This is a genomic window from Streptomyces sp. NPDC059037, from assembly GCF_042740015.1.
Classification (GTDB): Bacteria; Actinomycetota; Actinomycetes; order Streptomycetales; family Streptomycetaceae; genus Streptomyces.
Map to the genome: position 1 here is coordinate 1 of NZ_JBHYIG010000103.1, position 18,775 is coordinate 18,775.

An 18,775-nucleotide genomic window follows, 5' to 3' on the forward strand; every position below is an offset into this window, starting at 1 on the left:
GGCGTGTGTGGGGCCCCGCGGGCCCGCTCAGGGGGTTCAGAACGTCTGCAGCGTCACCAGCGTGATGCGCTGCTGCTCGCCCTCACCCTCGACCTCGATCCGGACCCGCTGACCGGGCCTGAGCAGCCGCAGGCCGCCCGCGTCGAACGCCGGCGGATCGAAGGGCACCGGGGTGCCGTCGTCGAGCAGCACGCTGCCGCTGTGGGTCTCGGGGTCGTACGTGTACGCGGTCGCCTGCATGGAGGCAGCGTACTCAGTCGGCGATCAGCAGGCGGGCGGTGGCCGACGCGGTGCGCGGTCCGACGCCCAGCGCGAGCGCGGCCCGCAGATCGTCGCCGGTGTCCACGTCCTGGCGTACGGAATCGACGCCGGCGAGCGGGAGTTCCACCGCTCCCGAAGCCGTGTGGCGGGAACGGGACGCCGTGCCGAATGCGGGGCGCAATTCCGCTCCGGGTGCGGCGGACAGCAGTGTCGTTCCGATTCCTGCGGCATCGGGCAGGAATGCGCGGGGGAATTGTGCCGCCCCGTCGAGAACCCGGGCCAATTCCGCGGGGCGCAGTGCGGGCAGATCGGCATTGAGCGCCGCGACGGCCGCCGCGGGCCGCTCGGCGCGCACGGCCGATGCCCCGTGCGCCAGGGCGGCGTTGAGGCCCCCCGGGGGCTCGTCCCGCACGATCCGGGCCCCCAGGGCCGCGAGCTCGCGGCCCGCGTGGCCGTCGTCCGTGATGACCACCACATCCCGCACCGCCGCGCAGGCCGTCGCTGCGGCCACGGTGTCCTGGGCGAAGGCGAGGGCGAGCCCCGGGCGCAGTCGGTCGCCCGCGGTGTCCGCCAGCCTGCTCTTGGCCCGCGCCAGCGGTTTCAGGGGTATGACCAGGGTCCACAGCAAGGGGGCGGCTCCGTCCTTCGCGTCCGGGCCATTGTGACCTGCTGGGGGGCTTCGTCATGAGGGAGTGGGGAGGAGCATCGCGTAGCGCCTCTGCATAGGGGCGGTGGCGGGAGACGGGCGGGCGTACGGTGTTCTCGACAGACAGGCAGCCTGGGGCGACACTTGTGCGGCCGACCAGGTTCATGGAGGAAGGTGTCCGAGTGTCCCGCCGCAGAATCGGCTTCTGGTACCGCCTGGCGGCGGTCATCGCTAAACCGCCGCTGGTGGTTCTGTTCAAGCGGGACTGGCGTGGAATGGAACACATTCCGGCGCGCGGCGGATTCATCACTGCCGTGAATCACAACTCGTATATCGACCCGCTCTCCTACGCGCACTTTCAGTACAACACCGGACGAGTGCCGCGATTCCTGGCAAAAGACGGCCTTTTCAAGGACGGCTTCGTCGGCAAGGTCATGAAGGGCACGGGACAGATCCCGGTCTACCGCGAGACCACGAACGCGCTCGACGCCTTCCGTGCCGCGGTCGGCGCGATCGAGCGCGGTGAATGCGTCGCGTTCTACCCCGAAGGCACCCTCACCCGGGACCCCGAGATGTGGCCGATGACCGCCAAGTCCGGTGCCGCGCGGGTCGCTCTGGAGACCAAGTGCCCGGTGATCCCGGTCGCGCAGTGGGGCGCCAACCTCGCGCTTCCCCCGTACAGCAAGAAGCTCAGCCTCTTTCCTCGCAAGAAGCTCCAGGTCCTGGCGGGCGAGCCGGTCGACCTCTCACGCTTCTACGAGCAGGAGCCCACCCCCGAGGTCCTGCGGGAGGTGACCGAGACCATCATGGCCGCGGTCACCGAACTCCTGGAGGAGATCCGGGGGGAGAAGGCTCCCGAGACCCCCTACGACCCGCGCAGGGCGCGGCTCGCACAACGACGCAAGGCGACCGGCCGCAGTGGTCTGGAAGCACCCGAGAGCACCCCGGAGGACAGCAAGTGACGAACCCCGTGAAGGCGGCCGTCTTCGGAACCGGCTCTTGGGGTACGGCCTTCGGCATGGTGCTCGCCGACGCGGGGTGCGACGTCACCCTGTGGGCCCGTCGCGCCGAACTCGCCGACGCCGTCAACTCCTCGCGCCGCAACCCGGACTACCTCCCCGAGGTCGAACTCCCCGCGAACCTCAGGGCGACCACCGACCCGGCACAGGCCGCGGCCGGCGCCGACTTCACCGTGCTCGCCGTGCCCTCGCAGACGCTGCGCGGGAACCTCGCCGAGTGGGCGCCGCTGCTCGCCCCCGACACGGTGCTCGTCTCCCTCATGAAGGGCGTCGAACTCGGCTCCGCGATGCGGATGAGCGAGGTCATCGAGGACGTCACGAAGGTCCCCGCCGACCGCATCGCCGTCGTCACCGGACCCAACCTGGCCCGCGAGATCGCCGCCAGGCAGCCTGCCGCCGCCGTGGTCGCCTGCCGCGACGAATCGATCGCGCAACGCCTCCAGGCGGCCTGCCACACCCCGTACTTCCGCCCGTACACGAACACCGACGTCGTGGGCTGCGAGCTCGGCGGCGCCGTCAAGAACGTCATCGGGCTCGCCGTCGGCATCGCCGACGGCATGGGCCTCGGCGACAACGCCAAGGGCTCGCTCATCACCCGCGGCCTCGCCGAGACCACCCGGCTCGGCCTGGCGATGGGCGCCGACCCGCTGACGTTCTCCGGACTCGCGGGCCTGGGCGACCTGGTGGCGACCTGCTCGTCGCCGCTCTCGCGCAACCACACCTTCGGCACCAACCTCGGCAAGGGCATGACCCTGGAGGAGACCATCGCGGTCACCAAGCAGACCGCCGAGGGCGTCAAGTCCTGTGAGTCGGTGCTGGATCTGGCTCGCCGGCACGGCGTCGACATGCCGATCACGGAGACCGTCGTGGGCATCGTGCACGAGGGCACGCCGCCGGTCGTCGCCCTCAAGGAGCTGATGTCGCGCAGCGCCAAGCCCGAGCGGCGCTGACTCTCGTCAGACCAGCGGGTACCCTCAAGCCGATATGAGCAGCGAGAACCTCCCCCAGAGCCCCAAGGCGCGCCCCGAGCAGAGCTCTGAGCTGCCGCTCCGCAAGCCGCGTGTGGCCGTCGTGTTCGGCGGCCGCAGTTCGGAGCACGGCATCTCGGTCGTCACGGCGGGTGCCGTACTGCGTGCCATCGACCGCACCAAGTACGACGTCCTGCCCATCGGCATCACGACGGACGGCCGCTGGGCGCTGACCGCCGACGCACCCGAGCGCATGGCGATCACCGACCGCAAGGTGCCCAACGTGGCCGAGCTCGCCGAGTCGGCCGAGGGCGGCGTCGTCCTGCCCCTGGACCCCGGCAACCGCGAGGTCGTCTACAGCGAGCCCGGCTCCGTGCCCAAGGCGCTCGGTGAGGTCGACGTCGTCTTCCCGATGCTGCACGGTCCGTACGGCGAGGACGGCACCCTCCAGGGGCTCCTTGAGCTCTCCGGAGTGCCCTACGTGGGCGCCGGTGTGCTCGCGTCGGCGGTGGGCCAGGACAAGGAGTACATGAAGCGGGTCTTCATCTCCTTCGGTCTTCCCGTCGGCCCGTACCTGGTGATCCGGCCGCGCGAATGGGACCGCGACGAGCAGACCGCCCGCAAGAAGATCGCGGAGTTCGCGGGCGAGCACGGCTGGCCGCTGTTCATCAAGCCCGCCCGCGGCGGCTCTTCGATGGGCATCACGAAGGTCGACTCCTTCGAAGGCCTCGACGAGGCGATCGAGGAGGCCCGGCGCCACGACCCCAAGATCCTCGTCGAGTCGCTGCTCCGCGGCCGTGAGATCGAGTGCGGTGTCCTGGAGTTCGAGGACGGCCCGCGCGCGAGCGTGCCCGCCGAGATCCCGCCCGTGCAGTCGCACGACTACTACGACTTCGAGGCGAAGTACATCGACTCGACGCCCGGGATCGTGCCGGCCCCGCTGACGCCCGAGCAGACCGCGGAGATCCAGCGGCTCGCGGTCGACGCCTTCGAGGCGACGTCCTGCGAGGGCCTGGTGCGCGCGGACTTCTTCCTCACCGAGGAGGGGCAGTTCGTGATCAACGAGATCAATACGATGCCGGGCTTCACGCCCATCTCGATGTACCCGCAGATGTGGGAGGCGAGCGGCGTCAGCTACCCCGAGCTCGTGGACCGTCTCATCCAGGCGGCGCTGCACCGCTCGACGGGGCTGCGCTAGCCCCTGGCGGCGTTACGCGATCCCCTTGGGGACCGTCTTCTTCACGGGGGCGGCGAAGTCCGTCAGCGGGCTCACGCCGCCCCCCGCGCGTTCCTCGGGCAGGGTGACCTCCACGTACGCCTTGCGCAGAGTGGAGGTGAAACGGAACGAGCCGTCGTCCTGCTCCTCGAGCAGCCAGTTGACGCCGTTCACGGTCACACCGTCCGCCTCGGCGTCGTTCATCTTCGGCGGCCGGGGGACACCGCAGCGCAGTATGATCGCCGGGTCTCCCCACCCGGCGGTCAGCGCCGACTTCGGCTCGGGATCGGCGCGCACCAGACCGTCCACCTTCTCCGGAAGCTGTTTGTCCAGGTTCCGGCAGAGTTCGGTGACCTTGGCGTCCGGGGTGGGAACCGAGGCCTTCGCCGCTTCGTCTGCTGAGGAGCAGCCCGCGGTCGCGATCAGGAGTGCGATTGCGGGGCTCGAGACGAGACAACGGCGCCGGCGACGGGAAATCTTCACCGGCCAAGGGTAGACGGGGGCTACAAGTGCACGACCGGGCAGGTCAGGGTCCGCGTGATGCCGTCCACTTGCTGGACTTTGGCGACCACCATGCGGCCGAGCTCATCCACCGTGTCCGCCTGCGCGCGCACGATGACATCGTAGGGTCCGGTCACGTCCTCGGCCTGGATCACTCCTGGGATCTTGCCGATCAGCTCGGCGACGGTCGACGCCTTGCCGACCTCTGTTTGGATCAGGATGTACGCCTGTACCACGGAACCTCCAGGGCGGCCACGAGGATCATGTGGGGAGAAGGGACGCCACGGTACCGCGTCGCCGCTTCTCGCGGGGAGACCCGGGGGAGCTGTGGCGCGCACATCGCGGTGGACGGACAACCGAAGTTGACGGTCTTCTCGACCGTACCTATGACAGTGACGGCTCGCGACCGCAAGCCGAGCAGCGTGAAAGGGCATGGTGAGTCCCGGTGAAGGGAACCGTCGGCGAGTTGGGGGAGTTCGGGCTCATCAGGGAACTCACCTCACGGCTCACCTCCACTCCGGCCGTCCGGCTCGGTCCGGGCGATGACGCCGCCGTCGTGGCCGCCCCCGACCGCAGGGTCGTGGCGAGCACCGACATCCTCCTCGAAGGGCGGCACTTCCGCCGCGACTGGTCCACCGCGTACGACGTGGGCCGCAAGGCCGCCGCGCAGAACTTGGCCGACATTGCCGCCATGGGTGCCGTGCCGACCGCGCTGCTCCTTGGTCTTGTCGTCCCCGCCGAACTGCCCGCCAGCTGGCCCACCGAGCTGATGGACGGCCTGCGGGACGAGTGTCAGGTCGCGGGCGCGGCCGTCGTGGGCGGCGATGTCGTACGCGGCGACACGATCACCGTCGCGATCACCGCCCTCGGCGATCTGCGCAACCACGAGCCGGTCACCCGCGCGGGCGCACAGCCCGGCGATGTCGTCGCCGTCACGGGCTGGTTGGGCTGGTCCGCCGCCGGGCACGCGGTGCTCTCGCGCGGCTTCCGCTCGCCCCGCGCCTTCGTGGAGGCCCACCGCAGGCCCGAGCCGCCGTACCACGCGGGCCCCGCGGCCGCCGGGCTCGGCGCGACCTCCATGACGGACGTGAGCGACGGGCTCATCGCCGACCTCGGTCACATCGCCGATGCCAGCAAGGTACGCATCGACATCCGCTCCGGCGACGTCGATGTGCCCACGCAGATGAACGACATCGGCCAGGCCTGCGGCGTCGACCCGCTCCAGTGGGTGCTCAACGGCGGCGAGGACCACGCGATCGTGGCGACGTTCCCCGCGGACGTGAAGCTGCCCGCACGCTGGAAGGTCATCGGTGAGGTCCTCAACCCCTCGGCGCTGCCCCAGGTGACGGTGGACGGCGCGCCCTGGACCAGCAAGGGCTGGGACCACTTCGGCGACAACCTCGAGGACTGATCATGACGGTGTCCGCACGGCCCCCGCGTGTGCTGACCGTCGCCGGCTCCGACTCCGGCGGCGGCGCGGGCATCCAGGCCGACCTGAAGACGATGCTCGCGCTCGGCACGCACGGCATGAGCGTCGTCACCGCTGTCACCGCGCAGAACTCCCTGGGCGTCCAGGGCTTTTGGGAGCTGCCGGGGGAGGCGGTGCGGGCCCAGTACCGCAGCGTCGTCGACGACATCGGCGTACAGGCCGTGAAGACCGGCATGCTCGCATCGGCCGAACTGGTCGAGACCGTGGCCGAGTTGCTCGCGGGCACGGACGCCCCCGCGGTCGTCGACCCGGTCGGCGTCTCCAAGCACGGCGACTCGCTGCTCGCCGCGTCCGCGCTCGATTCGGTCCGTACGAAACTGCTCCCGGTCGCCACGGTCGCGACGCCGAACCTCGACGAGGTCGCCCAACTGACGGGCCTTCACGTCGAGTCGGAGGACGGGATGCGGCGGGCCGCTGCGGCCCTCCTCGCGTACGGCCCGAAGTGGGCGCTCATCAAGGGCGGCCATCTGCCGGGCGACGCGGTGGACCTGCTCACCGACGGTTCCGAGGAGCACTGGCTGCGCGCGCCGCGGCACGACAACCGCCACACGCACGGCACCGGCTGCACCCTCGCCAGCGCGATCGCCGCGCACCTGGCGAAGGGCCTGCCCGTGCCGGAGGCGGTGGCGGCCGCCAAGGAGTACGTCACCGGGGCGATCGCGGCCGGGTTCCCGCTCGGCGGCGGGATCGGGCCCGTGGATCATGCGTGGCGGTTCAGGGAGCGGTAAGTCTGCGCGGGCATACGAAAGAGCCGGTCCCCCGAAGGGGACCGGCTCTTTCAGCAACCAGCTAGGTGGCCGCGCAATGGGGCATCCCCTGCTCATTAAGAGCTTGGGGAATTGCGTCAGCGCGAGACCTTGCCGGCCTTGATGCACGAGGTGCAGGCGTTGAGCCGCTTCGGCGTCCCGCTGACCACGGCACGAACGCGCTGGATGTTCGGGTTCCAGCGACGGGACGTGCGGCGGTGAGAGTGCGAGATGTTGTTGCCGAAGCCCGGCCCCTTGCCGCAGACGTCGCAGTTGGCAGCCACGGGTCACTCCAAAGACTTCAGATGCACTTACGGTTAAACCCGGCATGCCGGGATCAGTGCAATGATCGTGGGTGGCGTTGCCAGGAGGAATGGCCCGATGGGTATCGGGCAACCGGAGCAGCATACAACGACTGCTTCGGTAGAACGAAACTACCATGTCTCGCCCGGGCTCCGCCTCGGGCCCACCCCTGGCCCGCCCGCCGTCCGGGTCTACGCTGCGTCCATTCCGGATGCCTTAGAGGAGGCCAGCAGGTGCCGCAGAACGTCGACGCCGTCGCGGTGCGCGCCTGGTGCCGCCTCGCTCTGGACGCCCTGGGAGGGGCCCGCGAGGAGATCGACGCGATCAACGTCTACCCCGTCGCGGACGGGGACACCGGAACGAACCTCTATCTGACCGTGGAATCGGCGTCCCGCGCGGTCGACGCGGTGTTCACCGGCCTGGAGCCCGCCCGCCCATCGCTGGCCGAGGCCATGCGGGCGATGGCGCACGGCGCGCTGATCGGGGCCCGCGGCAACTCGGGCACGATCCTTTCGCAGCTGCTGCGGGGGATGGCGCAGGTGCTCGGCGCCGACACACGGGACGGCCGTGACCCGGATCACGCGGACGGGCCGACGCTGGCGGTCGCGCTGCGGCGAGCTGCCGAATCCGCCTACCAGGCGGTCGCGCACCCCGTCGAGGGCACCGTCCTCACGGTGGCCACCGCGGCGGCGGACGCGGCGTCCGGCAGGGGCGGGGACTGCGGGGCGGTGGCGCGGGCCGCGTACGACGGCGCCTGCCGGGCGCTGGAGGCGACGACCGGGCAGCTCGCGGTGCTGGGCAGGGCCGGAGTGGTGGACGCCGGAGGGCGTGGGCTCGTGGCGGTCCTCGGGGCTCTGGTCGGGGCCCTCTCCGGGGAGACGGTGCTCCTGAAGGCGGCCGGGAGCGGGCACGCGCGCGTGGAGCCCGTCGAGTGCGCGGACACGGCGGCCGACGAGGCGGGCCCGGCCTTCGAGGTGATCTACCTCCTGGAGGCGGGCGACGCGGCCGTCGGCCGCCTGCGGACGCGGCTCGACGGACTCGGCGACTCGCTCGTCGTCGTCGGCGGCGACGGCTTGTGGAACGTCCACGTCCATGTGGACGACGCGGGGGCCGCGGTCGAGGCGGGCGTCGAGGCGGGGCGGCCGCACCGCATCCGCATCACCCACTTCGGAGCGGGCGACGCACACACCGCCGGGGCCGCGCAGCCGCCCGGGGAGCAGGAACGTACGCAGCGTGCGGTCGTCGCCGTCGTACCGGGCGAGGGGCTCGCGGGTCTCTACACGGAGGCCGGGGCGACCACGGTGCTCACGCGTCCCGGGGAGCCGCCCGCCAGCGGGGAGCTCGTGGAGGCGATCCGGCGGGCGCACGCGCGCGAGGTGGTGCTCCTGCCGAACGACGCCGAGCTGCGCCACACCGCGGCGGCCGCCGCCGAGCAGGCCCGCACGGAGGGCGTACGCGTCGCGCTGATCCCCACCCGCTCCGCGGTCCAGGGCATCGCGGCCCTGGCCGTGCACGAACCGGACCGCCGCTTCGACGAGGACGTCGTCGCCATGACCTCGGCGGCCGGCGCGACCCGGTACGGCGAACTGGCCGTCGCCGAGCGGCAGTCGTGGACCATGGCGGGCATCTGCCAGGCCGGGGACGTCCTCGGCCTGATCGACGGCGATGTCGCGGTGATCGGCGACGAGACGACCGACACCGCGCGGACCGTCCTGGACCGGATGCTGGCCGCGGGCGGCGAGATGGTCACGCTGGTGCTCGGCGAGAGCGTGCCCGACAGCCTCGCCGACGAGCTGGAGAAGCATGTGCGCGAGGTCCATCTCGCCGTCGACACGGTGGTCTACCGCGGCGGACGCCAGTCGGCGCTGCTCCTCATCGGCGTCGAGTAGCCGGCGTGCGGCGCCATCGGCCGGAGGCGGATTCGGGGGACGTACGCCGGATTGTCAGTGGCGTGGTGTGCAATGGATCTCGTGCCCGCGCTCGATGAACCCCTGAAGAAAGTGGTCGGTCCTCCCACCGCGAAGGTGATGGCCGAGCACCTCGACCTGCACACCGTCGGCGACCTGCTGCACCACTACCCGCGCAGGTACGCGGAGCGGGGCGAGCTCACCCGCCTCGCCGAACTGCCGTTGGACGAGCACGTCACGGTGGTCGCCCAGGTCGCGACCGCCCGCGTCCTGAGGTTCAACGGGGGCAGCGGTCAGCGCCTCGAAGTGACGATCACCGACGGCAGCGGCCAGCTCCAGCTGGTCTTCTTCGGCCGGGGCATCCACAAGCCGCACAAGGACCTGCTGCCGGGCACGCGCGCGATGTTCGCGGGCAAGGTGTCCGTCTTCAACCGCAAGATGCAGCTCGCCCATCCCGCGTACGAACTACTGAAGGGTGACGCCGACGAAGCTGTGGACTCCTGGGCCGGCGCCCTCATCCCGATCTACCCGGCCACCGCCAAACTGGAGTCCTGGAAGATCGCCAAGTCGGTCGACGCGGTACTGCCCAGTGCCCAGGAAGCCCTCGACCCGCTGCCGCCCGCCCTGCGCGACGGCCGCGGCCTCGTCCCGCTCCACGAAGCGCTCCTGAAGATCCACCGGCCGCACTCGAAGGCGGACATCGCATCGGCCCGCGACCGCCTGAAGTGGGACGAGGCCTTCGTCCTCCAGGTGGCCCTGGCCAGGCGGCGGTACGCGGACGCGCAACTGCCCGCGGTGGCCCGGAAGCCCAGCGAGGGCGGCCTGCTCGACGCCTTCGACGCCAAGCTGCCCTTCACGCTCACCGAAGGCCAGGAGAAGGTCTCCAAGGAGATCTTCGACGACCTGGCGACCGAGCACCCGATGCACCGCCTGCTCCAGGGAGAGGTGGGGTCCGGCAAGACGATGGTCGCCCTGCGCGCCATGCTCGCCGTCGTCGACGCGGGCGGTCAGGCCGCGATGCTCGCGCCCACCGAAGTGCTCGCCCAGCAGCACCACCGCTCGATCGTCGAGATGATGGGCGAGCTGGCCGAGGGCGGCATGCTGGGCGGCTCCGAGCAGGCCACCAAGGTCACGCTGCTCACCGGCTCCATGGGCGCCGCCGCGCGTCGCCAGGCGCTGCTCGACCTGGTCACCGGAGAGGCCGGCATCGTCATCGGCACGCACGCGCTGATCGAGGACAAGGTCCAGTTCCACGACCTGGGCCTGGTCGTCGTCGACGAACAGCACCGCTTCGGGGTCGAGCAGCGCGACGCCCTGCGCGGCAAGGGCAAGCAGCCCCCGCACCTCCTGGTCATGACGGCCACGCCCATTCCGCGCACGGTCGCGATGACGGTCTTCGGCGACCTGGAGACCTCGGTCCTCGACCAGCTCCCCGCGGGCCGCTCGCCGATCGCCAGCCATGTCGTCCCCGCCGAGGAGAAGCCCCACTTCCTCGCCCGCGCGTGGGAGCGCGTGCGCGAGGAGGTGGAGAACGGCCACCAGGCGTACGTGGTCTGCCCGCGCATCGGCGACGAGGAGGACGACAAGAAGAGCGCCAAGAAGAAGTGGGCCGAGGACGAGGCGGAGAAGCGGCCCCCGCTCGCCGTCATCGAGGTCGCCGAGCAGCTCTCCCAAGGACCCCTCCAAGGCCTCAAGGTCGAGATCCTGCACGGCAGGATGCAGCCCGACGACAAGGACGCGGTGATGCGCCGCTTCGCCGCGGGCGAGACCCAGGTCCTGGTCGCCACGACGGTCATCGAGGTCGGGGTCAACGTCCCGAACGCGACCGCCATGGTGATCATGGACGCGGACCGCTTCGGCGTCTCCCAGCTGCACCAGCTGCGCGGCCGCGTCGGCCGAGGCTCGGCCCCGGGCCTGTGCCTCCTGGTCACCGACATGCCCGAGGCGAGCCCCGCCCGCGCCCGCCTGGGCGCCGTCGCCTCGACGCTCGACGGCTTCGAGCTCTCCCGCATCGACCTGGAGCAGCGCCGCGAGGGCGACGTCCTCGGCCAGGCGCAGTCCGGTGTCCGCTCCAGCCTGCGCATGCTCGCCGTCATCGAGGACGAGGAGATCATCGCCGAGGCCCGCGAGGAGGCCGCCTCGGTCGTCTCCAAGGACCCGGACCTGGAGCACCTGCCCGCGCTGCGCACCGCACTCGACGCCCTGCTCGACGCCGAGCGCGAGCAGTACCTCGACAAGGGCTGAGCGGCGGTCATGGGGCGTCGGCTGAGACACTGGGACGGCACCATCCCGTACGTACACCGACAAGGACTCAGATGACCCGCGTGATCGCCGGTACGGCCGGCGGACGCCGCCTCGCCGTCCCGCCAGGAAACGGCACACGGCCCACGTCGGACCGCGCGCGCGAGGGCCTGTTCTCCACCTGGCAGGCCTTCCAGGGCACGCTCGACGGCGCACGCGTCCTCGACCTGTACGCCGGGTCCGGCGCCGTCGGCCTCGAAGCGCTCTCCCGCGGCGCCGCCCACACCCTGCTCGTCGAGACGGACGCCCGCGCGGTGCGCACCATCAGGGAGAACGTGAAGGCGCTCGGCCTGCCCGGCGCCGAGGTGAGGGCGGGCAAAGCGGCCCAGATCGTCCAGGGCGGCACCCCCAGCGCCCCGTACGACCTGGTGTTTCTCGACCCGCCGTACGCGGTCACCGATGACGATCTTCGCGAGATCCTGCTCACACTCCGCGCGGAAAGCTGGCTCACGGACGACGCGCTCGTCACCGTTGAACGCAGTACCAGAGGCGGAGAATTCAGCTGGCCCGACGGTTTCGAAGCGCTGAGGTCCCGTCGCTACGGCGAAGGCACGTTTTGGTACGGTCGCGCCGCCTCTACGTGCGACGACTCAGTGATCGCGCCATGACCGGACCGGAGAGCGAGGGACTTCAGTTGCGCCGCGCCGTCTGTCCGGGGTCATTCGACCCCATCACCAATGGACACCTCGACATCATCGCCCGCGCCTCCAAGCTGTACGACGTGGTGCACGTCGCGGTGATGATCAATCAGTCGAAGAAGGGCCTCTTCTCCGTCGAGGAGCGGATCGAGATGATCCGTGAGGTCACCGCCGACTTCGGGAACGTCGAGGTCGAGTCCTTCCACGGCCTCCTCGTCGACTTCTGCAAGCAGCGCGACATCCCGGCCATCGTCAAGGGCCTGCGCGCGGTCAGCGACTTCGACTACGAACTGCAGATGGCCCAGATGAACAACGGCCTCTCGGGCGTCGAGACCCTCTTCGTGCCCACCAACCCCACCTACAGCTTCCTGTCCTCCTCGCTCGTCAAGGAGGTCGCGGCGTGGGGCGGCGACGTCGCGCACCTGGTGCCCCCGCTGGTGTTCGAAGCCCTCAACAAGCGCCTCGCCAAAGGCTGATCAGGGGCTACAGTCTTCCCGTCCGTCTCCCAACGAGCTGTAGAGAGTGGCGAGCACACGGTGGACGTGCAGAAGAAGATCGACGAGATCGTCGAGGCGATCGGCAGCGCCCGTTCCATGCCCATGTCGGCCTCGTGCGTGGTCAATCGCGCCGATCTGCTCTCGATGCTCGAAGAGGTGCGCCAGGCCTTGCCCGGCTCCCTCGCCCAGGCCCAGGAGCTGATCGGCGGCCGTGAGCAGCTGGTCGAGCAGGCCCGCCAGGAGGCCGAGCGGATCATCGAGACCGCGCACGCCGAACGCGGCTCGCTGATCTCCGACACGGAGGTCGCCCGCAACTCCCAGGGCGAGGCGGCCCGCATCCTCGCCGAGGCCCGCCAGGCCGCCGAAGAGGTCCGCGTCGAGGCCGACGACTACGTGGACAGCAAGCTCGCCAACTTCGAGGTCGTCCTCACCAAGACCCTCGGCTCGGTCGGCCGCGGCCGCGAGAAGCTCCTCGGCACGGGACCCGGCCTCGACGAGCAGGGTTACGAGGACGAGGACGCCCCGGAGCGCAGCCACGACCCGGAGACGCTGCGCCGGGACGCCGACGCGTACGTGGACGCCAAGCTCGGCGCCTTCGAGGCGGTCCTGGCCAAGACCCTGGAGGCGGTCGGCCGCGGCCGCCAGACACTGCACGGCAGGGCCCCCGCCGACGACCTCGCGGGCCTGGCCCAGGGCGACGGCTCCTCCCAGGCGCACACCACCGACGCCGAGTACCTGGCGGACCTCGCGGGACCCATGGCCGCCGCAGCGCCCGCCGCCCCGCAGCAGCCCCCTGCGGCCCCCCAGATCCCGGCACAGCAGCCCTACGCCCCGGCCGCCCAGCAGGAGCCGGACCCCTACGCGTACCAGCAGCAGGACCAGTACACGTACCAGCAGCAGTACGCCCAGCAGGACCCCTACGGCTACCAGCAGCAGGATCCGTACGGCTACCAGCAGCAGGGCTACGAGCAGCCTCACTACGAGGCTCCCGCGGCGCTGGAGGAGGCCAGCCTCTTCGACACCGGCATGATCACCGCGGAGCAGCTGCGCCAGTACGAACAGGGTCGCTAGTACCGGATTGGGCCGAGAGCGAATGGTCCAGTATCCTGGCTCTTCGGTCGCGCGTACGTCCGCGATCCAGGCTGCCCGGCTTGTGAGAGAGCACCTAGTTCTCACTCATGGCGGGGTGGCCTCCTTGAACTTCCAGGATCTGAAAGCAGGAAAAGCCCTGAGTGCTCGCCTTGACCACCGCAACCCTCTCGTGTTCGACACACACGAGCTGGGTCGGCGTCCCGGTGCGCTGCAGCGGCTGACCCGTTCCGTCGAGGCCCCCGGTTCGCCGGCGACCTTCGGCATCGAAGGGGTCATCGGAGTGCCGCAGGGCGCCCCGGTCGAGCTGAAGATCCGCCTGGAGTCGGTCATGGAAGGGGTGCTTGTCACAGGCACCGCCCGTGCATCGGCCGAGGGGGAGTGCGTAAGGTGTCTGGAGCCGCTGACGCTTGAGGTCGACGCGGATTTCCAGGAGATGTTCTCGTACCCTGACGCCGACGACCGGAGCCGCACCGCGGAACCGGCCGACGACGCCGAGGAAGATGAGGACAGGCTCTATCTCGAGGACGGCATGTTCGACCTCGAGCCTGTGCTGCGTGATGCGGTGGTGCTCGCACTGCCGATGCAGCCGGTGTGCCAGGACGACTGTCCGGGCCTGTGTTCCCAGTGCGGAGCGCGGCTCGCGGACGACCCGGACCACCACCATGACGCCGTCGACATCCGTTGGGCGGCACTGCAGGGACTCGCCGGGACCATCCAGGACGGCGAGAAGGACGAGATGAGCGGCGCCGAAGCTGGCGTCGACGAGAAGCAGGAGAAGTAGCCGTGGCTGTTCCGAAGCGGAAGATGTCGCGCAGCAACACGCGCCACCGCCGGTCGCAGTGGAAGGCTGCGGTCCCCACCCTGGTTTCGTGTGAGCGTTGCCAGGAGCCGAAGCTGCAGCACATCGCGTGCCCGAGCTGCGGCACGTACAACAAGCGCCAGGTCCTCGAGGTCTGAGCGGCTGGTGAGAGGCACCGTGTCTAGCCACAAAATGGCGGATGACGCCAAGGCGGAAAACGCCAAGAAGCAGGCGGAGAACACGGCCTCGTCCCACACGCTTTTGGAAGGGCGGCTCGGGTACCAACTCGAGTCCGCCCTTCTGGTGCGTGCGCTGACCCACCGTTCGTACGCGTACGAGAACGGCGGCCTGCCGACGAACGAGCGGCTCGAGTTCCTCGGGGACTCGGTGCTCGGCCTCGTCGTCACGGACACGCTCTATCGCACCCACCCCGACCTGCCCGAAGGCCAGCTGGCCAAGTTGCGGGCCGCGGTGGTCAATTCGCGTGCGCTTGCGGAGGTCAGTCGCGGCCTCGACCTCGGCTCCTTCATCCGGCTCGGCCGGGGCGAAGAGGGCACGGGTGGCCGGGACAAGGCATCCATCCTCGCCGACACCCTTGAAGCGGTGATCGGTGCGGTCTATCTGGACCAGGGTCTGGACGCGGCGGGCGAGCTGGTGCACCGGCTCTTCGACCCGCTGATCGAGAAGTCCTCGAACCTGGGCGCGGGCCTGGACTGGAAAACCAGCCTCCAGGAGCTCACCGCGACCGAGAGCCTCGGCGTGCCCGAGTACCTCGTCACGGAGAGCGGCCCGGACCACGAGAAGACCTTTACTGCTGCCGCCCGCGTCGGAGGCGTCTCGTACGGCACCGGCACCGGCCGCAGCAAAAAGGAAGCGGAGCAGCAGGCCGCGGAGTCCGCGTGGCGCGAGATTCGCGCTGCCGCGGATGAGCGGATCAAGGCTGCGGAGGCGGCTGCCGCCTCGGCTGACGGGGTTGCGGACGCACCCTCCGTCTGACCGCTGTTCCACCGTTTTTGGTGCCGGCCGCCTCTTGGGCGGCCGGCACCAGCTTTTTCCCGCTCACCCGCCCGTTATCCCGAAGTGGACAAGCGTCATGCCCGAGCTGCCCGAAGTCGAAGTCGTCCGGCGCGGCCTTGAGCGTTGGGTGGCTCATCGCACCGTCACCGAGGTCGAGGTGCTGCACCCGCGTGCCGTGCGGCGGCATCTCGCGGGCGGAGCGGACTTCGCGCTCCGGCTCAAGGGGCAGCGCGTCGGTACGGCGATGCGGCGCGGCAAGTATCTCTGGCTGCCCCTGGAAGACAGCGGCACCTCGATCCTCGCCCATCTCGGCATGAGCGGGCAGCTGCTCGTCCAGCCCCAAGAGGCCCCGGACGAGAAGCACTTGAGGATCCGGATGGGCTTCGCGGACACCCTCGGCACCGAGCTGCGCTTCGTCGACCAGCGCACTTTCGGCGGGCTCTCGCTGCACGAGAACACCCCGGACGGACTCCCGGACGTCATCGCGCACATCGCCCGCGACCCGCTGGACCCGCTCTTCGACGACGCGGCCTTCCACGACGCGCTGCGCCGACGTCGTACGACGATCAAACGCGCCCTCCTCGACCAGTCGTTGATCAGCGGAGTCGGCAACATCTATGCGGACGAGGCGCTTTGGCGCGCGAAGCTGCACTACGAACGCCCCACCGCCACGTTCACGCGGCCGCGCACGGCCGAACTCCTGGGCCACGTACGGGATGTGATGAACGCGGCGCTCGCCGTCGGCGGCACCAGCTTCGACAGCCTGTACGTGAATGTGAACGGCGAGTCCGGCTACTTCGAGCGGTCGCTCGATGCCTACGGCCGTGAGGACGAGCCGTGCCGCCGCTGTGGCACGGCCATGCGCCGACGCCCTTGGATGAACCGCTCCAGTTACTTCTGCCCGCGCTGTCAGCGCCGGCCGCGCTCCGCGTCGTAACGCTCCCGCGCCACCAGTACGTCGTCCATCCGGCCCTCCATGTAGTGCACGAGGGTCATCAGGCGCTGCGCGAACTCCCGTCCCAGCGGGGTGAGTTCATAGTCCACGCGGGGCGGGTTGGTGGGCTGAGCCTCGCGGTGCACCAGGCCGTCGCGCTCCAGCGCGTGCAGCGTCTGGGACAGCATCTTCTCGCTCACGCCGTCGACACGGCGGCGCAGTTCGTTGAAACGGAACGTGCCGTCGTACAGCGCGCCCAGGGTGAGCGCGCCCCACCGTCCCGTGACGTGCTCCAGCGTGCCGCGCGAGGGGCACTGCCTGGAGAACACGTCGTACGCCAGGTCCGGGGTCGGGGCGTCTTCGGTCCGGGTGGTCGCTTCCATGCGGACAGCATACTCGCGCACAGCGCTGAGTCACGGGTCGCGCTAACTAAAAGTTAGCGCTTCGGATCGGGCGCGGGCTCGTCCTAGAAGCCGAAGTCCTGCGTCCACCACGGGCCGCCCGGCGCGAAGTGCGCACCGACGCCCAGGGTCTTGTAGTCGCAGTTGAGGATGTTGGCGCGGTGGCCGGAGCTGTTCATCCAGGCGTCCATCACGGACTGGGCGTTGGCCTGGCCGCGCGCGATGTTCTCGCCGCCCAGATTCGCTATCCCGGCCTTCTCTGCGCGGTCCCACGGGGTCGCGCCGTCCAGGTCGGTGTGGTCGAAGAAGTCGCGGGTGGCCATGTCCGAGCTGAAGTCACCGGCCAGCGAGGCCAGCGAGGCGTCCGCGCGCACGGGGGAGCAGCCCACCTTGGCCCGCTCCTCATTGACGAGGGTGAGTACCTCGGCCTCGGCCGTGGCCTCCGAGGACGGCGACTTCGAGCTCGGCGCCGGCGCCGGCGGCGCCTTCGGCTTCTGCGGGGCGGTGCGCGAGGGGCTCGGCGCCTTCGTCTTCTCTTCCGGCTCCGGCTTGGGCTTCGGTGCCTGGGACGAGGGCTTCTCGGACGGCTTCCGCGAGGGCGTCTCGGTGGACTGCGAGGGGGACGGGTCCGGTGCCTCGGTGCGGTCCGTGCCGCGGCTCGGCGCGGCCGACTCGCGGCCGGCGTCGGCATCGGTGTCCGCGCCGCCCTGCGGGGCCACACCGGTGGGGGAACTCGCGGAACGCACCTTGTTGGAGTCGCCGCCTCCGCCAAGCGAGTAGTTGTCGGAGCCGGGGACCAGGCCGGAGGCGATCGCCACGGCGCCCATCGCGACGGCGGCGGACACGCCGAGCAGGCCGGTGCGCACCGGTGCGGCGACACGGCCCTTGCGGCGGTGCGACACGGCGGCGGTGCGGGGCTCGGGGGCGCCCGCGTAGTCGTCGGCGTACGGGGCGGGGGCCCCAGTGGCGCGGCCGGTGGCGGCTCCCCCTGCGCCGGAGCGTCGGTGGCGTCCCATCTCTGGCCTTCCTCGTCCTAGCGGTCAACGTGACTCACCCATACGAGTGAGGCTCATCGAGTCGGGACTGTACGCGATGGCGCATGGGGGCGAAGTGCTCCGAGAGCAATTGGCCGGTTAGCGTGCACCCATGAACGAAGAAGTCAGACTCACCGCCTGGGTGCGCGGCCGGGTGCAGGGCGTGGGTTTCCGCTGGTTCACGCGGGCGAGGGCGCTGGAGATCGGCGGCCTGAGTGGTTTTGCTCTCAATTTGGAGGACGGTCGCGTACAAGTGGTCGCCGAGGGTCCGCGAGCGGGCGCCCAGGAGCTGCTCGACTGGCTGCGGGACGGCGACACTCCCGGCCGTGTCGACGGAGTCACTGAGATCTGGGACACCCCGCGCGGCGTCTACGAGACGTTCGCGATTCGCTGACGGAGACTGGAAGTGCGGGCCCGCACAGGAGTGCCCAAGGCAACTGCCTCGGGCAGGAAAGACCTGGTGGTTGCCAAGAACCCCTTGCCGTGGCAGGCTCCGCAGGTAAGGATGATCGACACGCCCCCAGGGCCCCGCAGCAGAGGCAGCGCCGCAGTTTTGACGGCGCGACGCCCCCGGGTTGCCCGCCAATACGGGGCGTGATCGTGTTGACCGTCAAACTTTTTGGTGAGACTCTGGAAGCCCCGCGCACCTTAGCTGTTTGGCATGTGAGAACGGCCAGCAAGACCAGCAGGAACAACGAGTGCCAAGCACCGCGGGTGCGATTCCCTCACGACCCACACCGCTTCGGTCGGTCACTCATTGTGGAGGACCATCCATCATGGCAAAGGCGCTTCTCGGTTACGTCGGCGGTTCCGACCCGCGACTTCTCGCCGAGATGCGACGGCTCCAGCAGCGCGTCCAGGACCTGGAATCTGAGCTCGTGAAGATCCAGGCCGAGAACGACGCGCTCGCGGCTGCCGCTTCTCACGAATCGCTCCTGGAGAGCATCGACGTACCCCAGGCGGAGCCTGCGCTCACCTGACCACTGCCACCTCAGTAAAGGCGTCT

General features: G+C 70.2%; 23 protein-coding genes. 16 read left to right on the top strand and 7 right to left on the bottom strand.

Translation table 11 applies throughout. From position 1 onward, the window contains the following. Nucleotides 1–36: 36 nt before the first annotated feature. Together ACFWY6_RS21740 and cofC are read right to left on the bottom strand one after the other, a co-directional pair. Nucleotides 37–240, bottom strand: a complete 204-nt coding sequence (locus tag ACFWY6_RS21740) for a hypothetical protein (protein WP_384692771.1) — start codon at nt 238–240, stop codon at nt 37–39. Between the two features lie 13 nt (nt 241–253). Further along, a complete protein-coding gene (gene cofC, locus ACFWY6_RS21745) occupies nt 254–889 on the bottom strand; it encodes a 2-phospho-L-lactate guanylyltransferase (RefSeq protein WP_384692774.1) in 636 nt (211 codons plus the stop codon). A 200-nt stretch (nt 890–1,089) separates the two neighbouring features. Between cofC and ACFWY6_RS21750 the strand changes: the two genes are divergently transcribed. From ACFWY6_RS21750 to ACFWY6_RS21760, 3 genes are read left to right on the top strand one after another with little or no spacing between them, the layout of a single operon-like run. After that, entirely contained in the window at nt 1,090–1,869 is a 780-nt protein-coding gene (locus tag ACFWY6_RS21750; protein ID WP_384692776.1) for a lysophospholipid acyltransferase family protein, read from the top strand. Further along, nucleotides 1,866–2,876 carry an NAD(P)H-dependent glycerol-3-phosphate dehydrogenase gene (locus ACFWY6_RS21755; RefSeq protein WP_384692779.1) on the top strand — a complete coding sequence of 337 codons (1,011 nt, stop codon included), beginning with the start codon at nt 1,866–1,868 and terminating at the stop codon, nt 2,874–2,876. The genes ACFWY6_RS21750 and ACFWY6_RS21755 overlap by 4 nt, the downstream gene beginning before the upstream one ends. Nucleotides 2,877–2,910: 34 nt before the next feature. Further along, on the top strand, nt 2,911–4,092 hold the full coding sequence (locus ACFWY6_RS21760) for a D-alanine--D-alanine ligase family protein (protein ID WP_384692781.1): 1,182 nt from the start codon (nt 2,911–2,913) through the stop codon (nt 4,090–4,092). A gap of 12 nt (nt 4,093–4,104) precedes the next feature. On the opposite strand, the gene ACFWY6_RS21765 is transcribed toward ACFWY6_RS21760, so the two are convergent. Together ACFWY6_RS21765 and ACFWY6_RS21770 are read right to left on the bottom strand one after the other, a co-directional pair. Further along, complete coding sequence (locus ACFWY6_RS21765; RefSeq protein WP_384692784.1) at nt 4,105–4,593, bottom strand: DUF3515 domain-containing protein; 489 nt, start codon at nt 4,591–4,593, stop codon at nt 4,105–4,107. Between the two features lie 20 nt (nt 4,594–4,613). Continuing rightward, nucleotides 4,614–4,847, bottom strand: coding sequence for an Lrp/AsnC family transcriptional regulator (locus ACFWY6_RS21770; RefSeq protein WP_016642988.1), 234 nt, complete (start codon nt 4,845–4,847; stop codon nt 4,614–4,616). Between the two features lie 209 nt (nt 4,848–5,056). Between ACFWY6_RS21770 and ACFWY6_RS21775 the strand changes: the two genes are divergently transcribed. Further along, nucleotides 5,057–6,022, top strand: a complete 966-nt coding sequence (locus ACFWY6_RS21775) for a thiamine-phosphate kinase (RefSeq protein ID WP_384692787.1) — start codon at nt 5,057–5,059, stop codon at nt 6,020–6,022. Nucleotides 6,023–6,024: 2 nt separating this feature from the next. Further along, nucleotides 6,025–6,828: a bifunctional hydroxymethylpyrimidine kinase/phosphomethylpyrimidine kinase gene (gene thiD, locus ACFWY6_RS21780; protein ID WP_384692790.1), complete on the top strand. Its 804-nt coding sequence runs from the start codon at nt 6,025–6,027 to the stop codon at nt 6,826–6,828. A 116-nt stretch (nt 6,829–6,944) separates the two neighbouring features. Here the strand turns inward: thiD and rpmB are convergent, their stop codons facing one another. Continuing rightward, nucleotides 6,945–7,130, bottom strand: a complete 186-nt coding sequence (gene rpmB / locus ACFWY6_RS21785) for a 50S ribosomal protein L28 (protein WP_064070327.1) — start codon at nt 7,128–7,130, stop codon at nt 6,945–6,947. 252 nt (nt 7,131–7,382) lie between these two features. Between rpmB and ACFWY6_RS21790 the strand changes: the two genes are divergently transcribed. From ACFWY6_RS21790 to mutM, 9 genes are all read left to right on the top strand, one after another. Beyond that, on the top strand, nt 7,383–9,038 hold the full coding sequence (locus ACFWY6_RS21790; RefSeq protein ID WP_384692793.1) for a DAK2 domain-containing protein: 1,656 nt from the start codon (nt 7,383–7,385) through the stop codon (nt 9,036–9,038). Nucleotides 9,039–9,110: 72 nt separating this feature from the next. Then, nucleotides 9,111–11,300 carry an ATP-dependent DNA helicase RecG gene (recG, locus tag ACFWY6_RS21795; RefSeq protein ID WP_384692796.1) on the top strand — a complete coding sequence of 730 codons (2,190 nt, stop codon included), beginning with the start codon at nt 9,111–9,113 and terminating at the stop codon, nt 11,298–11,300. 71 nt (nt 11,301–11,371) lie between these two features. After that, a complete protein-coding gene (gene rsmD / locus ACFWY6_RS21800) occupies nt 11,372–11,965 on the top strand; it encodes a 16S rRNA (guanine(966)-N(2))-methyltransferase RsmD (RefSeq protein ID WP_360773449.1) in 594 nt (197 codons plus the stop codon). A gap of 26 nt (nt 11,966–11,991) precedes the next feature. Further along, nucleotides 11,992–12,471, top strand: a complete 480-nt coding sequence (gene coaD, locus ACFWY6_RS21805) for a pantetheine-phosphate adenylyltransferase (RefSeq protein WP_365495018.1) — start codon at nt 11,992–11,994, stop codon at nt 12,469–12,471. A 60-nt stretch (nt 12,472–12,531) separates the two neighbouring features. Next, nucleotides 12,532–13,563, top strand: coding sequence for a cell division initiation protein (locus tag ACFWY6_RS21810; RefSeq protein WP_384692800.1), 1,032 nt, complete (start codon nt 12,532–12,534; stop codon nt 13,561–13,563). Nucleotides 13,564–13,720: 157 nt separating this feature from the next. Continuing rightward, nucleotides 13,721–14,365 carry a DUF177 domain-containing protein gene (locus tag ACFWY6_RS21815; RefSeq protein WP_266873144.1) on the top strand — a complete coding sequence of 215 codons (645 nt, stop codon included), beginning with the start codon at nt 13,721–13,723 and terminating at the stop codon, nt 14,363–14,365. A 2-nt stretch (nt 14,366–14,367) separates the two neighbouring features. After that, nucleotides 14,368–14,541, top strand: a complete 174-nt coding sequence (gene rpmF, locus ACFWY6_RS21820) for a 50S ribosomal protein L32 (RefSeq protein WP_003965982.1) — start codon at nt 14,368–14,370, stop codon at nt 14,539–14,541. Nucleotides 14,542–14,548: 7 nt separating this feature from the next. Then, nucleotides 14,549–15,379: a ribonuclease III gene (rnc, locus tag ACFWY6_RS21825; protein ID WP_384692803.1), complete on the top strand. Its 831-nt coding sequence runs from the start codon at nt 14,549–14,551 to the stop codon at nt 15,377–15,379. A gap of 97 nt (nt 15,380–15,476) precedes the next feature. Next, nucleotides 15,477–16,337, top strand: coding sequence for a bifunctional DNA-formamidopyrimidine glycosylase/DNA-(apurinic or apyrimidinic site) lyase (gene mutM, locus ACFWY6_RS21830; RefSeq protein WP_384692806.1), 861 nt, complete (start codon nt 15,477–15,479; stop codon nt 16,335–16,337). On the opposite strand, the gene ACFWY6_RS21835 is transcribed toward mutM, so the two are convergent. Then, complete coding sequence (locus tag ACFWY6_RS21835) at nt 16,310–16,717, bottom strand: winged helix-turn-helix transcriptional regulator (protein ID WP_384692808.1); 408 nt, start codon at nt 16,715–16,717, stop codon at nt 16,310–16,312. The genes mutM and ACFWY6_RS21835 overlap by 28 nt on opposite strands. Nucleotides 16,718–16,800: 83 nt before the next feature. Beyond that, nucleotides 16,801–17,751 carry a CAP domain-containing protein gene (locus tag ACFWY6_RS21840; protein ID WP_384692811.1) on the bottom strand — a complete coding sequence of 317 codons (951 nt, stop codon included), beginning with the start codon at nt 17,749–17,751 and terminating at the stop codon, nt 16,801–16,803. A 130-nt stretch (nt 17,752–17,881) separates the two neighbouring features. On the opposite strand from ACFWY6_RS21840, the gene ACFWY6_RS21845 reads away from it, so the two are divergent. Next, nucleotides 17,882–18,163 (top strand): acylphosphatase, encoded by a 282-nt coding sequence (locus tag ACFWY6_RS21845; protein WP_384692814.1) that lies wholly within the window; start codon nt 17,882–17,884, stop codon nt 18,161–18,163. Nucleotides 18,164–18,545: 382 nt separating this feature from the next. Next, nucleotides 18,546–18,749, top strand: coding sequence for a hypothetical protein (locus tag ACFWY6_RS21850; protein ID WP_135333243.1), 204 nt, complete (start codon nt 18,546–18,548; stop codon nt 18,747–18,749). Nucleotides 18,750–18,775 lie beyond the last annotated feature (26 nt).

Excerpts from the sequence above, each read along its gene's own strand:
- ACFWY6_RS21740 (WP_384692771.1), bottom strand. The coding sequence starts at position 240 with ATGCAGGCGACCGCGTACACGTACGACCCCGAGACCCACAGCGGCAGC.
- ACFWY6_RS21760 (WP_384692781.1), top strand. The coding sequence starts at position 2,911 with ATGAGCAGCGAGAACCTCCCCCAGAGCCCCAAGGCGCGCCCCGAGCAG.
- thiD (WP_384692790.1), top strand. The coding sequence starts at position 6,025 with ATGACGGTGTCCGCACGGCCCCCGCGTGTGCTGACCGTCGCCGGCTCC.
- recG (WP_384692796.1), top strand. The coding sequence starts at position 9,111 with ATGGATCTCGTGCCCGCGCTCGATGAACCCCTGAAGAAAGTGGTCGGT.
- rsmD (WP_360773449.1), top strand. The coding sequence starts at position 11,372 with ATGACCCGCGTGATCGCCGGTACGGCCGGCGGACGCCGCCTCGCCGTC.
- mutM (WP_384692806.1), top strand. The coding sequence starts at position 15,477 with ATGCCCGAGCTGCCCGAAGTCGAAGTCGTCCGGCGCGGCCTTGAGCGT.
- ACFWY6_RS21835 (WP_384692808.1), bottom strand. The coding sequence starts at position 16,717 with ATGGAAGCGACCACCCGGACCGAAGACGCCCCGACCCCGGACCTGGCG.
- ACFWY6_RS21840 (WP_384692811.1), bottom strand. The coding sequence starts at position 17,751 with ATGGGACGCCACCGACGCTCCGGCGCAGGGGGAGCCGCCACCGGCCGC.
- ACFWY6_RS21845 (WP_384692814.1), top strand. The coding sequence starts at position 17,882 with ATGAACGAAGAAGTCAGACTCACCGCCTGGGTGCGCGGCCGGGTGCAG.
- ACFWY6_RS21850 (WP_135333243.1), top strand. The coding sequence starts at position 18,546 with ATGGCAAAGGCGCTTCTCGGTTACGTCGGCGGTTCCGACCCGCGACTT.